This window comes from Pseudomonas sp. BMS12 (assembly GCF_001592875.1).
In the GTDB taxonomy this organism is placed as follows: domain Bacteria; phylum Pseudomonadota; class Gammaproteobacteria; order Pseudomonadales; family Pseudomonadaceae; genus Aquipseudomonas.
The window spans coordinates 44,198-58,577 of sequence record NZ_LSOF01000015.1 but is presented as its reverse complement, the minus strand read 5'-3'; the positions used below and the strand labels follow the sequence as shown (position 1 = coordinate 58,577).

At 66.5% G+C, this 14,380-nt stretch carries 9 protein-coding genes; 8 read left to right on the top strand and 1 reads right to left on the bottom strand.

Annotated elements, in window-relative coordinates; all coding sequences use genetic code 11:
* The first annotated feature begins 197 nt into the window (after window positions 1–197).
* The 8 genes from gatC (at window position 198) to pbpC (ending at window position 13,827) form a co-directional block, all read left to right on the top strand.
* Window positions 198–485: an Asp-tRNA(Asn)/Glu-tRNA(Gln) amidotransferase subunit GatC gene (gene gatC, locus AYB31_RS15090; protein ID WP_068829523.1), complete on the top strand. Its 288-nt coding sequence runs from the start codon at window positions 198–200 to the stop codon at window positions 483–485.
* A 16-nt stretch (window positions 486–501) separates the two neighbouring features.
* Window positions 502–1,953 (top strand): Asp-tRNA(Asn)/Glu-tRNA(Gln) amidotransferase subunit GatA, encoded by a 1,452-nt coding sequence (gatA, locus tag AYB31_RS15085; protein WP_068829522.1) that lies wholly within the window; start codon window positions 502–504, stop codon window positions 1,951–1,953.
* A gap of 11 nt (window positions 1,954–1,964) precedes the next feature.
* Entirely contained in the window at window positions 1,965–3,413 is a 1,449-nt protein-coding gene (gene gatB / locus AYB31_RS15080) for an Asp-tRNA(Asn)/Glu-tRNA(Gln) amidotransferase subunit GatB (RefSeq protein WP_068829521.1), read from the top strand.
* A gap of 57 nt (window positions 3,414–3,470) precedes the next feature.
* Complete coding sequence (locus tag AYB31_RS15075; RefSeq protein WP_068829520.1) at window positions 3,471–3,842, top strand: septal ring lytic transglycosylase RlpA family protein; 372 nt, start codon at window positions 3,471–3,473, stop codon at window positions 3,840–3,842.
* Between the two features lie 76 nt (window positions 3,843–3,918).
* Window positions 3,919–5,004, top strand: coding sequence for a calcium/sodium antiporter (locus AYB31_RS15070; protein ID WP_068829519.1), 1,086 nt, complete (start codon window positions 3,919–3,921; stop codon window positions 5,002–5,004).
* A gap of 110 nt (window positions 5,005–5,114) precedes the next feature.
* A complete protein-coding gene (locus AYB31_RS15065) occupies window positions 5,115–5,498 on the top strand; it encodes a carboxymuconolactone decarboxylase family protein (protein ID WP_068829518.1) in 384 nt (127 codons plus the stop codon).
* A gap of 140 nt (window positions 5,499–5,638) precedes the next feature.
* The gene (locus tag AYB31_RS15060; protein WP_068829517.1) at window positions 5,639–11,476 is read left to right on the top strand and encodes an alpha-2-macroglobulin family protein; all 5,838 of its coding nucleotides are present in this window, start codon (window positions 5,639–5,641) and stop codon (window positions 11,474–11,476) included.
* A gap of 47 nt (window positions 11,477–11,523) precedes the next feature.
* Window positions 11,524–13,827, top strand: coding sequence for a penicillin-binding protein 1C (gene pbpC, locus AYB31_RS15055; protein WP_068829516.1), 2,304 nt, complete (start codon window positions 11,524–11,526; stop codon window positions 13,825–13,827).
* Between the two features lie 95 nt (window positions 13,828–13,922).
* Here the strand turns inward: pbpC and AYB31_RS15050 are convergent, their stop codons facing one another.
* Window positions 13,923–14,363, bottom strand: coding sequence for a bactofilin family protein (locus tag AYB31_RS15050; protein ID WP_068829515.1), 441 nt, complete (start codon window positions 14,361–14,363; stop codon window positions 13,923–13,925).
* Between the last annotated feature and the right edge of the window lie 17 nt (window positions 14,364–14,380).

Genomic DNA, 14,380 nt, shown 5'->3' with positions numbered 1-14,380 from the left:
AGCGTGGTGGAAACGCTGGGTAAAAAAGTGCGGCAAACTCTATCAACGAGCAGCCTTTTGGGCAAGGCGGCGGATGTGCTAAATTGCCCGCTTTTCCGGGCCTTGTAGGCCCAAAATTCGCGGCCTTTGACCACCCAGCGCGGCATCCGTTCCCGCCCGCTCCCGCCCGGTCACCCGCTAGTCCCTGGAGAATCACGATGGCGCTCGAACGCTCCGACGTGGAAAAAATCGCCCATCTGGCCCGTCTGGGGCTGAGCGAAGGCGAAATTCCGCAAACCACCGCGACCCTCAACAACATCCTCGGCCTGATCGACGCCATGCAGGCGGTCGACACCACCGGCATCGAGCCACTGGCCCATCCGCTGGAGGCCACCCAGCGCCTGCGCGCCGATGCAGTAACCGAACAGAACCAGCGCGACGCTTACCAGGCCATCGCCCCGGCCGTGGAAAGCGGCCTGTACCTCGTGCCGAAAGTCATCGAATAAAAGGAAAGGGTTTCCCATGCATCAACTGACCCTGGCCGAGATCGCCCGCGGCCTGAAGGACAAGACCTTCTCCTCCGTGGAGCTGACCGGCGCCCTGCTGGCGCGCATCAAGCAGCTCGACCCGCAGCTCAACAGCTTTATCACCGTGACCGAAGAGCTGGCCCGCGCCCAGGCGCAAGCCGCCGACGCGCGCCGTGCCAATGGCGAAGACGGCGCCCTGCTCGGCGCCCCGATCGGCCACAAGGACCTGTTCTGCACCCAGGATGTGCTGACCAGCTGCGGCTCGAAGATCCTCACCGGCTTCAAGGCGCCCTACAACGCCACCGTAGTCGACAAGCTGGCCAGCGCCGGCACCGTCACCCTGGGCAAGCTGAACATGGACGAATTCGCCATGGGCTCGGCCAACGAGTCCAGCCACTATGGCGCAGTGAAGAACCCCTGGGACCTGACCCGCGTACCGGGCGGCTCCTCCGGCGGTTCGGCGGCTGCGGTTGCCGCGCGCCTGCTGCCGGCTGCTACCGGCACCGACACCGGCGGCTCGATTCGCCAACCGGCCGCGCTGACCAACCTCACCGGGATCAAGCCGACCTACGGTCGCGTTTCCCGCTGGGGCATGATCGCCTACGCCTCCAGCCTCGATCAGGGCGGCCCGCTGGCCCGTAACGCCGAAGACTGCGCCCTGATGCTGGCCGGCATGGCCGGCTTCGACGCCAAGGACAGCACCTGCGTCGACCAGCCGGTCGACGACTATCTGGCCACTCTGAACCAGCCCCTGGCCGGCCTGCGCATCGGCCTACCCAAGGAATACTTCGGCAGCGGTCTGGATGCCCGTATCGGCGAGAAGGTCATGGCCGTGGTCGAGGAGCTGAAGAAGCTCGGCGCCACCGTCAAGGACATCAGCCTGCCGAACATGCAGCATGCGATCCCCGCCTACTACGTGATCGCCCCGGCGGAAGCCAGCTCCAACCTGTCGCGTTTCGACGGCGTGCGTTTCGGCTACCGCTGCGAGAACCCGGTCAACCTCGAAGACCTGTACAAGCGTTCGCGCGGCGAAGGCTTCGGTGCGGAAGTGAAGCGCCGCATCATGGTCGGCACCTATGCGCTGTCCGCCGGTTACTACGACGCCTACTACATCAAGGCCCAGCAGATCCGCCGCCTGATCAAGAACGACTTCGTCGCCGCCTTCAACGAGGTCGACGTGATCCTCGGCCCGACCACGCCGAACCTGGCCTGGCAGATCGGCGCGAAGAACAACGACCCGGTCGCCGAGTACCTGGAAGACATCTACACCATCACCGCCAACCTGGCCGGCATCCCGGGCCTGTCCATGCCCGCCGGCTTCGTCGACGGTCTGCCGGTCGGCGTGCAGCTGCTGGGCAACTACTTCCAGGAAGCACGCCTGCTCAACGTTGCGCATCAGTACCAACAGGTCACTGACTGGCACACCCAAGCACCGACTGGTTTCTGAGGAATAGACAGATGCAATGGGAAACCGTGATCGGGCTGGAAATCCACGCCCAGCTCAGCACCCAATCGAAGATCTTCTCGGCCAGCGCCACGACCTTCGGCGCCGAGCCCAACACCCAGGCCAGCCTGGTTGACCTGGGTATGCCCGGCACCCTGCCGGTGCTGAATGCCGAAGCCGTGCGCATGGCCTGCAAGTTCGGCCTGGCCATCGATGCGCATATCGCGCCGAAGAACATCTTCGCCCGCAAGAACTACTTCTACCCGGACCTGCCCAAGGGCTACCAGACCAGCCAGATGGACGACCCCATCGTCGGCAAGGGCCACCTGGATATCACCCTGGAAGACGGCACCGTCAAGCGCATCGGCATCACCCGCGCGCACCTGGAAGAGGACGCCGGCAAGAGCCTGCACGAAGACTTCCACGGCATGAGCGGTATCGACCTGAACCGCGCCGGCACGCCGCTGCTGGAGATCGTCTCCGAGCCGGACATCCGTTCGGCCAAGGAAGCCGTGGCCTATGTCAAAGCCATCCACGCCCTGGTGCGCTACCTGGGCATCTGCGACGGCAACATGGCCGAAGGCTCGCTGCGCTGCGACTGCAACGTTTCGGTACGGCCGAAAGGCCAGGCCGAGTTCGGCACCCGCGCCGAGATCAAGAACGTCAACTCGTTCCGCTTCATCGAGAAGGCGATCAACCATGAGGTGCAGCGCCAGATCGAACTGATCGAGGACGGCGGCAAGGTGGTGCAGGAAACCCGCCTGTACGACCCGAACAAGGACCAGACGCGCTCCATGCGCAGCAAGGAAGAAGCCAACGACTACCGTTACTTCCCCTGCCCCGACCTGCTGCCGGTGGTGATCGAGCAGAGCTTCCTCGACGAAGTGCGCGCCAGCCTGCCGGAGTTGCCGGTACAGAAGCGCGAGCGCTTCGAGGCGCAGTTCGGCCTGTCCGCGTACGACGCCACCGTGCTGGCCGCCAGCCGTGAACTGGCCGACTACTTCGAGGCGGTCAACGCCGTGTGCGGCGACGCCAAGCTGGCCGCCAACTGGGTGATGGGCGAGCTTTCCAGCCTGCTCAACAAGGACAACCTGGAGATCGAGCAGTCGCCGGTGTCGGCCGAGCAGCTGGGCGGCATGATCCTGCGCATCAAGGACAACACCATCAGCGGCAAGATCGCCAAGATGGTGTTCGAGGCCCTGGCCGCCGGCGAAGGCGCCAGCGCCGACGAGGTGATCGAGAAGAAGGGCCTCAAGCAGGTCACCGACTCCGGCGCCATCGAAGCCATGCTCGACGAAGTGCTGGCGGCCAACGCCGAGCAGGTCGAACAGTACCGCGCCAGCGACGAAGCCAAGCGCGGCAAGATGTTCGGTTTCTTCGTCGGCCAGGCCATGAAGGCCTCGAAGGGCAAGGCCAACCCCGGCCAGGTGAATGAGCTGCTGAAGAAGAAGCTCGAATCCTGAGTCAAACACAACGCCGGGCCTGCCCGGCGTTGTGTCATCTGCCACCTGGGAATGTCCATGCGCCGCTTTCTGCTCCCCCTCGCCGCCCTGCTGCTCACTGGTTGCGCCAGCCAGGGCCAGATCGACCCTCATGGCTATCGCGACGAAGGCCAGGCCTCTTGGTACGGTGCCCAGCACCAGGGCAAACCCACCGCCAGTGGCGAACGCTTCGACCAGAACGCCCTGACCGCCGCACACCGCCAGTTGCCGTTCGGCACCCGAGTGCGGGTCACTCACCTGGGCAACGGTCGCCAGGTGACGGTACGCATCAACGATCGCGGCCCGTTCGCCAAAGGGCGCATCATCGACCTGTCGCGCCGCGCCGCCGAGCAACTGGGCATGCTGCGCCAGGGCGTGGCGCCGGTGCGCATCGAAGCCCTGGACGACTGACACAAAGCGATACACCCGGCACTGGCGTCGCCGCTGCCAATGAATAAGCTATGCCGATTTTTTCTGGAGCCTCAGCATGACCCTGATGACTTTCGTCTACCTGATCGCCGGCCTGGTGCTGCTGGTCGCCGGCGCCGAGGTGCTGGTGCGCGGCGCCGCCAAACTGGCGGCCCAGTTCGGCATCCCGCCACTGATCATCGGCCTCACCGTGGTCGCCTTCGGCACCAGCGCACCGGAAACCGCGGTCAGCGTGCAGTCGGCCTGGAACGGCAGCGGCGACCTGGCCATCGGTAACGTGATCGGCAGCAATATCGCCAACGTCCTGCTGATCCTCGGCATCACCGCCCTGGTCGCGCCGCTGCTGGTGTCGCGCCAGCTGATCCGCCTCGATGTGCCGCTGATGATCGGCGCCAGCCTGCTGGTCTATGCCCTGGCCTGGGACGGCAGCCTCAGCCGCCTGGACGGTGCCCTGCTGTTCGCCGGCGTGATCACCTATACCGTCTTCCTGATCGTCAGCAGCCGCCGCGAGAAGAAGAGCGAAGACGCCGACGAGTTCGAAGCCGAATACGGCCTGCACGAAACGCCCAAACCCTATGCCTGGGCCATCAACCTCGGCCTGCTGATCGCCGGTCTGGTGCTGCTGGTCGGCGGCTCCAACTTCCTGGTCGAAGGCGCAGTGCAGATGGCCCGCGCCCTGGGCATGTCGGAGCTGGTGATCGGCCTGACCGTGGTCGCCATCGGTACCTCGCTGCCGGAGCTGGCCACCTCGGTGATGGCTGCCTTCAAGGGCGAGCGCGACATCGCCGTGGGCAACATCGTCGGCAGCAACCTGTTCAACCTGCTCTGCGTGCTTGGCCTGGCCTCGCTGGTGGCACCCAGTGCCATTCCGGTCGCCGCCAATGCCCTGGCCTTCGACTTCCCGGTGATGATCGCCGTAGCCATCGCCTGCCTGCCGATCTTCTTCAATGGCTACAGCATCAACCGCTGGGAAGGCGCCCTGTTCGTCGCCTACTACGCGATCTACACCACCTACCTGATCGCCCACAGCAACGACGCCCCCTGGCTCGATGCCTTCCAGCACGCCATGCTGACCTTCGTCCTGCCGCTGACTGCCATCACCCTGGCAGTTGTGGGTGCCCGCGCCTGGCATAAACAACGCTAGAAAGAGGCCACTCCTCCAATGATGGTTCCCGCACAGGCGGGAGCCCGGGAATCAGGGGACTCCTGCCCGTGCGGTAACGACGCAGCTCAATACACCAAGGAGATCGACGCATGTCCGACAACGCCAAACAGGGTGAACAGGTACGCCGCGCAGTAATGGGTGACGTGTTCGTCGACCGTGCCCTGAACAACGCCACCGACTTCACCCAACCGCTGCAGGAGTTCGTCAACGAGCATGCCTGGGGCGGCGTCTGGACGCGTGGCGTGCTGGAGCGCAAGACCCGCAGCCTGATCACCCTGGCCGCACTGACCGCACTGAAGTGCCCGCAGGAGCTCAAGGGCCATGTGCGCGGGGCGCTGAACAACGGCTGCACGGTGGAGGAAATCCGTGAGGCGCTGCTGCACTGCGCGGTCTACGCCGGCGTGCCGGCAGCCATCGATGCCTTCCGCGCAGCCCAGGAAGTGATCGACGCCTGGCAGGCCGAACAGGCGTGATACAGCCCACAAAAATTTTGTAATTCATCGTCATACCCCGCGCACCAGGAGGGCACGCGGGCGCATAATTCGCGGCGCGACAGCCTGTGCCGTCGCGCCCGTGGACGCAAGGTCCGCACTCTCACGCTGCAGGGATGCATATGCTCGCTTCGCTCAAGTCGGCTTGCCGCCGCGTTTTCGCCATTTTTTCCGTCGTAATCCTTGGCCTACTGCGCCTGCTGCGCTGGCTGCTGACCGCCCTGGTCGGTAACTGGCAGCCGCCACTGTGGCTGCGCAAACTGTGGCAAGTCCTGTGTGCCTGTGGCCGCTGGCTGCGCGCGCGGCCCAGGCAGACCGCCGCGGCGCTGGCAGTGCTGGCGCTGCTCGGCGGCGCTGGCGCCTATGCCTGGCACTGGTACCAGAACCTGCCGGTGCCACATACCGTCGACTACTCGCTGCACGCGCCGAAGCTGACCAACTACCATGGCGAGCCCATTCGCGTGGACAGCCTGCGCATCGACTTCCGCGAGTCCGCCGCGCCACTGGAGGCGATTGGCAAGGATGTGCTGCAAGGCATCGAGCTGCAGCCACAGGTCAAAGGCGCCTGGCACTGGAGCAGTGATCGCAGCCTGGTCTTCACCCCTGCCGGCGACTGGCCGATCGACCAGAGCTACCAGGTAACCCTGGCCGAAGAAGGCCTGCTCGCCGACGGCGTGCTGCTCGACCACTACTCGGCCAGCTTCGCGACCCAGCCCTTTGGCGCCGTCGTGGCCAGCCGCGAGCTGTATCAGGACCCTGTGGTACCGAGCCTGAAGAAGCTGGTGACCACCATCAACTTCTCCCACCCGGTCAATGAAGCGTCTTTCCGCCAGCGCGTGTCGATCAACCTCGAGCGCGGCCTGGAGTACCGCGACAAGGATGTCGCCACCACTCCGGAAATCACCTTCAGCAAGAACAAGCTGGCAGTCTATGTGCACTCCGCGCCACTGGCCACACCGCTGGAAAGCGCCGCCGTCGGCCTGACCCTGGACAAGGGCGTGCAGGCCCGTGACGGTGGCAACGCCACTGCCCAGGCACTGTATGCCTCGGCCACGGTACCGGGACGCTATCGCCTGACCTTCAGCGCCGCCAACATCCAGTTCGTCGATAACGACCGCGGCGAGCCCGAACCCGTGCTGATGTTCAGCAGCTCCAGTGCTGTGGCCGACGAGGCCATCGCCAAGCAGGTGCAAGCCTGGCTGCTGCCGAAACGCAACGCCAACGGCCAGGAGTACTGGGACGAATCCAAGATCGACGAGCAGACCCTGGCCAAGGCCGAGCGCCTGCCACTGACGCATATCCCCAGCGTCGAGCCGCTGAACAGCCTGCACGCCTTCAAGTTCAAGGCCGAGCCAGGGCGTTACCTCTATGTGAAAGTGGCGGCCAAGGTCGAGGCCGTCGGCGGCTACCTGGCCAAGGACCCGACCTACAGCCTGCGACAGATGCCCAGGTACCCACGCGCCCTGGCCTTCCTCTCCGACGGTGCCCTGCTCAGCCTTAATGGCGAGCAGCGCCTGGGCATCATGGCCCGTGGCGTACCCGGCGCCCAGGTGGAGATCTCGCGCCTGCTGCCCAACCAGCTGCACCACCTGGTCGACCAGAACAACGGCAGCTTCGCCCGTCCCGAGTTCTCCAACAGTTACTTCGACCGCCTGGTGGAGCGCATGGAGGTCAGCCTGCCGCTGGACGCCAGCGACCCGTCGAAAACCCAGTACAGCCACATCGATCTCGGCCCCTACCTGAACGCAGACGGTGGCCGCCGCGGCATCTTCGTGATCAAGCTGAGCTCCCAGGACGACCCGAGCCGCGACACCTTCGATTACTACTACGACGACAACCCGACCCGCGACCTGCGCTTCGTGGTGGTCAGCGACCTCGGCATCATCGCCAAACGCAGCAGCGACGGCAGCCACGACCTGTTCGTACAGTCCATCAGCCAGGGCGGCCCGGTGGCCGGTGCCGAAGTCGAGATCCTCGGCCGCAACGGCCTGCCGGTAGCCAACGCGTATACCGACGCCAACGGCCAGGCCCACTTCGCCAAGCTGGATGAACTGCGCCGCGAGAAGACCCCGCTGATGTACGTGGTCAACCATGGCAACGACCAGTCGTTCCTGCCGGTCGCCCGCAGCCAGCATCGTCTCGACCTGTCGCGCTTCGATATCGGCGGCCAGTACGAGAACGGCGAACCGGATCGCCTCGGCGCCTACCTGTTCAGCGACCGCGGCCTTTATCGCCCGGGCGAGACCGCGCACCTGGCCATGATCGTGCGCAGCGCCGACTGGAGCGGCCAGTTGCAGGGCCTGCCGGTGGAGCTGGTGGTGCGCGATCCGCGCGGCCAGAGCGTGTTGCGCCAACGCCTGAAACTGTCCAGCAGCGGCTTCGAGAGCCTCGATTTCGCCAGCAGCGAAGCGGCGCCGGCCGGCACCTACACCGCCAGCCTCAGCCTGATCGACGAAGAGGATCGGCGCACCGAGCTGGGCAGTGTCGACTTCAAGGTGCGCGACTTCGAGCCGGACCGCATGAAAGTCAGCGCCACCCTGGCAAGCAGCCGGATCAAGGGCTGGATTGCCCCCGAGCAGGTCGAAGCCAAGGTCAAGGCCATGCACCTGTTCGGCGCGCCTGCCTCCGCGCGCCGGGTCACTGCCGAGATGACCCTGTCGCCGGCCTATGCCGCGTTTGCCGAATACCCGGACTATCGCTTCCGCATCAACGACTCGCTGAACGACAGCAGCACCGAGGAGCTGGCCGACGGCCAGACCGACGACAACGGTGAGCTCGCCCTCGACCTGCGCCTGAACCGCTACGCCGCCCGCACCTACCGCCTGAGCCTGCTGGCGCGGGTGTTCGAGGCCGAAGGCGGGCGCAACGTCGCCGCGCAGAGCAGCCTGATGGTGTCTTCCGCGCCCTGGCTGGCCGGGGTCAAGAGCGTCGACGCGCTGGACTACGTGAGCAAGGGCGCCAAGCGCGAGATCGAGTGGCTGGCCATCGGCCCCGACCTCAAGCCACTGGCGGTAACCGGGCTGAGCACCGAGCTGGTCGAGCAGCGCTACGTCTCGGTACTGGTCAAGCAGTCCAACGGCACCTACAAGTACCAGTCGCGGATCAAGAACATTCCGCTGGGCAGCCAGCCGCTGGACATCACCGCCAGTGGCAGCAAGCAGCTCCTGAACACCGATGAACCCGGCGACTTCACCCTGACCCTCAAGGCCGCCGACGGCACGCCGCTGAACCAGGTGAGCTACAGCGTCGCCGGTCGCGGTAATGCCAGCCGGTCGCTGGAGCGCAACGCCGAACTGCAGCTGCGTCTGGACCAAGACGCCTACGCCCAGGGCGACGAAATCGAGATCAGCATCCGCGCGCCCTACACCGGCGCCGGGCTGATCACCATCGAACGCGACAAGGTCTATGCCCACCAGTGGTTCAAGGCCGACAGCACCAGCAGCGTGCAGCGCATCCGCCTGCCCGCCGGGCTGGAAGGCAACGCCTACGTCAACGTGCAGTTCGTCCGCGACAGCGCCTCGCCCGAAGTGTACATGAGCCCGCTGTCCTATGGCGTGGCAGCGCTGCGCATCAAACTCGACGCGCGGCGCATCCCGCTGAGTGTCAGCGCCGACGAGCATATCGAGCCGGGCCAGGCGCTGGATATCCGGGTCAACACCGATCGCCCCGGCCGCGCCGTGGTCTACGCGGTGGACGAAGGCATCCTGCAGGTAGCGCGCTACCAGGCCCCCAACCCGTTGGCGCACTTCTTCCAGAAACGCGCCCTGGAAGTGGACACCAGCCAGATTCTCGACCTGCTGTTGCCGGAGTTCAGTCGCCTGATCGACGCCGCCGCAGCCGGCGGTGATGGCGAAGAACTGCTCGGCGCCCACCTCAACCCGTTCAAACGCAAGCGCAAGCCGCCCGTGGCCTACTGGTCCGGGCTGGTCGAGCTGCAAGCCGGCGACAACAACTTCCGTTATCAGGTGCCGGACTACTTCAACGGCAAGTTGCACCTGTTCGTGGTGGCCGTGGACGATGCGCGCATCGGTGTGGTCGAAGGCGCCACCGAGGTACGCGGACCGCTGGTGATCACCCCCAACGTGCCGGCTTTCGTGGCTCCGGGCGATCTGTTCAAGGTCAGCGCCGGGGTGTTCAGCAACCTGGAACAGCCCGCCACGGTGAAGTTCAGCCTGGAAACCAGCGCCGGCCTCAAGGTGCAGACCATCAACCAGGCCGAGCTGCAGCTGGCGCCGCGCAAGGAAGGCGTGGTGGAAATCGACCTGCTGGCCAGCGAGGCCCTCGGCTCGGCGGATCTCAACTTCGTCGCCACCCTGGCCGATGGCAAGCGCGTGCAGATTGGCGAGACCACCTCGGTGCGGCCGCTGGTGGAGCGCCGCGTGGCCCTGACCCTGGGCCGCAGCGAGGATTCCAGCGGCGAAGTGCAGATCAGCCGCGACCTCTACCCGCAACTGCGCGATGTGCGCTTTGCCGCGGCCGGTTCGCCGCTGGTATGGGCCGATGGCCTCAACAGCTACCTGGCCGAGTACGGCTACAGCTGCACCGAACAGCTGGTGTCCAAGGCCATGCCGGCGCTGGTCTGGGGCCATTCGGCCGCAGGCATCGAGGCGCAGGCGCAGAGCGCCTTCGACAATGCCGTGCGTATCCTGCGCTCGCGGCAGAACCTGGAGGGCGGTTTCGGTCTGTGGGCGGCCAACCCGCGTGTGGCGCCCTATGCCAGCCTGTACGCCACCGACTTCCTGATCGAGGGTAAGGAGCGTGGCTTCGCGGTACCGGGCGACCTGCTCAACCGCGCCAACAGCTACCTGTCGCAACTGGCCAACGGCCCCAGCGACGGCCTGGAGGAGCTGCGCAACCGCGCCTACGCCGCCTACCTGCTGACCCGTCAGGGGGTGGTCACCAGCGGCGCGCTGGCCGATATCCGCGAGCGCTACGAAACCTTCCACAGCAAGAACTGGCAGCAGGACATGGGTGCCGCCTACCTGGCCGCCAGCTACAAGCTGCTCAAGCAGGACAAACAGGCCGACACACTGTTTGCCCAGCAGGTCTGGCGCAACCTGGAAAAGGGCTGGCACAGCTACGGCCTGTACTACGACCCGCTGGTGCACGACGCCGAACACCTACGCCTGTTGGCCAGGCATTTCCCCGGCGAGCTGGATGAAGTGCCGGTGAAACTGCTCGACGCCCTCGGCACGCGCCTCAGCGAGCAGCGCTACAACTCGCTGTCCGCCGCCCTGCTGCTGCGTGCCCTGGACAACTACGGCGAGCGCGCCGAACAGGACCTGGGCCTGCGCGTCAGCGCCTGGTTGGGCAAGCAGGGCGAACAGCCGCTGACACTGAGCGGCAAGCCGCCGGTCAGCGACGTGCCCATGGCCGCCAAGATGCTGCTGTTGCGCAAGAGCGGCGATGCCCCGGCGTTCTACATGCTCAGCGAGAGCGGTTACGACCGTGGCGCGCCGAACAAGGTGATCGCCGATGGCCTGGAAGTGAGCCACGAGTACACCGACCTGGACGGCAAGTCGATCGACCAAGTGCGGGTCGGCGACGAGTTCCTGGTGCGCCTGCGCCTGCGCGCCAAGGACTTCGACCAGGTCCAGCAGGTGGCCGTGGTCGACCTGCTGCCGGGCGGCACCGAGCCGGTGTACAACCAGCCGGCGCCGGTCACTGAGAGCGGTGATGACGAGTACAGCGAAGAAGGTGACTATGAAGAGGAGCCGAGCTGGCAGCCGCCGATCGGCGAGCCCGGCATGAGCGACTGGCACCCCGAGTTCGCCGACGTGCGCGACGACCGCGTGGTGCTCTACGGCACCGTCTACCGCGACGCCGCCACCTTCGTCTACCGCGTGCGCGCCACCAATGCCGGCACCTTCGGCACACCCCCGGCCTATGCCGAAGGCATGTACGACACCAGCCAGCAGGCGCGTGGCAAGGCCGGTAAGCTGAGCATCGTCAAACCCTGAACCCGCGGCCCTCTCGTCAACCGGAGGGCCGTCTTCGCTGAACCACCATGCACCGACTGAAACGCTGCTTGCTCGGCCTCGGCCTGCTCACCCTGCTGCTTCTGACCTTGCGCCTGTGGCCGCATGCGCCGCTGCGCGAGGCGGCGCCGCTGTCGCGGATGGTGCTGGCAGAGAACGGCGAACTGCTGCGCATGACCCTGGCCAGCGACGGCCAGTACCGCTTGTGGCTGCCGCTGGAGCGCATTGCCCCGGCCATGGTCGAAGCCCAGCTGCTCAAGGAGGATCGCAACTTCTACCGGCATCCCGGAGTCGATCCGGGCGCCCTGCTGCGTGCGGCCATGGCCACCTATGGCGGTGGCATGCGCCAGGGCGGCTCGACCCTGAGCATGCAACTGGCGCGGCGCCTGTACGGCCTCAACTCACGGCAGATTCCCGGCAAGCTGCAACAGATCGCCCTGGCCTTGTGGCTGGAAGCACGGCACAGCAAGCACGACATTCTCGAGGCCTATCTCAACCTGGCGCCCATGGGCGGCAATATCGAAGGCGTCGAGGCGGCCAGCCGCATTTATTTCGGCAAGTCGGCGAGCCAGCTGTCGCTCAGCGAGGCCCTGGCCCTGGCGGTGATTCCCCAGCAGCCGCGACGCGGGCGCTTCGGCCCGGCGCTGCAGCGAGCGCGCCTGCAACTGATGGCCCAGTGGCGCCAGGCGCACGCCGACGACCCGCGCAATGCCGGCCTGCTGGAACTGCCGCTGACGGCACGCACGCGCCGGCAACTGGCGTTTCGCGCGCCGCACCTGAGCGAGCAGCTACTGGCCAGTCGTGCTGGCGACGAGCTGCACAGCACCCTCGACCCACGCCTGCAGAAACGCCTGGAACGCCTGATCCAGCAGTTCGTCGGCGACCACCACCGCCAGGGCGTACGCAACGCCACGGCAATCCTGGTGGACAGCCGCGACCAGGCGGTGAAGGCCATGGTCGGCTCGGCCGACTACTTCGCTGCCGACATCCACGGCCAGGTCAACGGCGTGCAGGCGCGGCGCTCGCCGGGCTCCACGCTCAAGCCGTTTCTCTATGGTCTGGCCCTGGACCAGGGCCTGATCCAGCCGATGAGCATCCTGCGCGACGCGCCGCACGCCTTTGGCGCGTTCCAGCCGGAGAACTTCGACGGCAAGTTTGCCGGGCCACTGACGGCCCAGGACGCGCTGATCCGCAGCCGCAACGTGCCGGCGGTATGGCTGGCCAGCCAGCTGCGCCAGCCGTCGCTGCACGGTCTGCTGCAGCGCGCCGGCATCCGTGGCCTGCGTGGCGAGGAGCATTACGGCCTGGCCCTGGCCCTCGGCGGCGGCGAACTGACCCCGGCCGAGCTGGCCACGCTGTACCTGATGCTGGCCGGCGACGGCCGCCTGCGTCCGCTGCGCTGGACCCGCGAAGACCGCAGCGAACCCGGCCCGCAGCTGCTGTCCCCCCAGGCCGCGTTCATGGTGCGCGACATGCTGCGCCACAATCCGCGCCCGGATGGCCTGCCCGCCGATGCCCGTGGCCGCGACTGGCCGGTGGCCTGGAAGACCGGCACCTCCTGGGGCTTCCACGATGCCTGGAGCGCCGGTCTGGTCGGCCCCTACGTGCTGGTGGTGTGGGTCGGCAACTTCGACGCCACACCGAACCCGGCCTTCGTCGGCATTAGGACCGCTGCGCCGCTGTTCTTCCGCATCGCCGATGCCCTGCCGCTGGCCTTGCCGAAGGTGCAGGCCACGGCCGACCGACCGCCGCCCGGACTGACCCGCGTGGAGGTTTGCGCCGCCTCCGGCGAACTGCCCAACCGCTGGTGCCCACAGACCCGCAAGACCTGGTACATCCCCGGCGTATCGCCGATCCGCGTCTCCGACCTGCACCGCCCGGTGATGGTCGACCGACTGAGCGGCAAGGCCGCCTGTCCGCCCTATGATCCAGCGACCAGCGAGCTGCGTGTCTTCGAGTTCTGGCCGTCGGAGTTGCAGCGCCTGTTCGCCGCCGCGGGCCTGCCCCGGCGTACGCCACCGGATGCCGAACGCGACTGCCGCCTGCAGGTGGCCATCGACAGCCATGACGTACCGCGCATCAGCTCGCCGCTGAGCCAGGTGACCTACAGCCTGCGCCTGTCACAACCGCAGGAAAGTATCGCCCTGGCCGCCAGCGCCGCCGCCGACGCGCGAACCCTGTACTGGTTCGCCGACCAGCGCCTGCTCGGCCAGAGTTCGCCGCAGAGCGCCCTGCAATGGCGCCCGGAGAAGTCCGGGCAGTATCAGATCCGTGTCAGCGACGACCAGGGTCGCAGCACTGGGCGGCCTCTGCGGGTGGAGTTCCTGCCCTGAATCCAGCCGGATAAGAAAACGCCGCGACTCTGTCTGGAGTCGCGGCGTTTTCCAAGCTGGCGGTGCCATGCAGAGCGGCACCCTGCGCCGTGGACTCAGGCCTGCTCGGCCTCGTCTTCGGCCAGCGCCCGCTGCGCCGGGCGCGGCAGCTCCAGGAGCTGGCCCTGATCGTCCAGCCGGGTGAGTTTGCCTTCCACCAGCGCGCCGTTCTCCATGCTCAGCTGGCGATAGCTGATATTGCCGCGCACCCGCGCGTTGGAGTGCAGCTCCAGCAGGTGCTCGACCACCAGATCGCCGACGATGCTGCCGTCGATCAGCGCGTCATGGCTGCTGACATTGCCTTCGATACTGCCACCGGAGCTCAGTGCCAGCAGGCTGGCGGAACCGGGCTTGTGGCGCACGTTGCCGCGCACCTTGCCACTGATCTTCAGGCCGCCCTCGAATTCCAGGTCGCCGTTGAGCGCCAGATTGTCCGAGATCAGGCTGGAAAACTTGTCGACGGACACGCGTGGCGCCGCCTTCTTGCTATTGAACATCCTCGTACTCCCGGAGG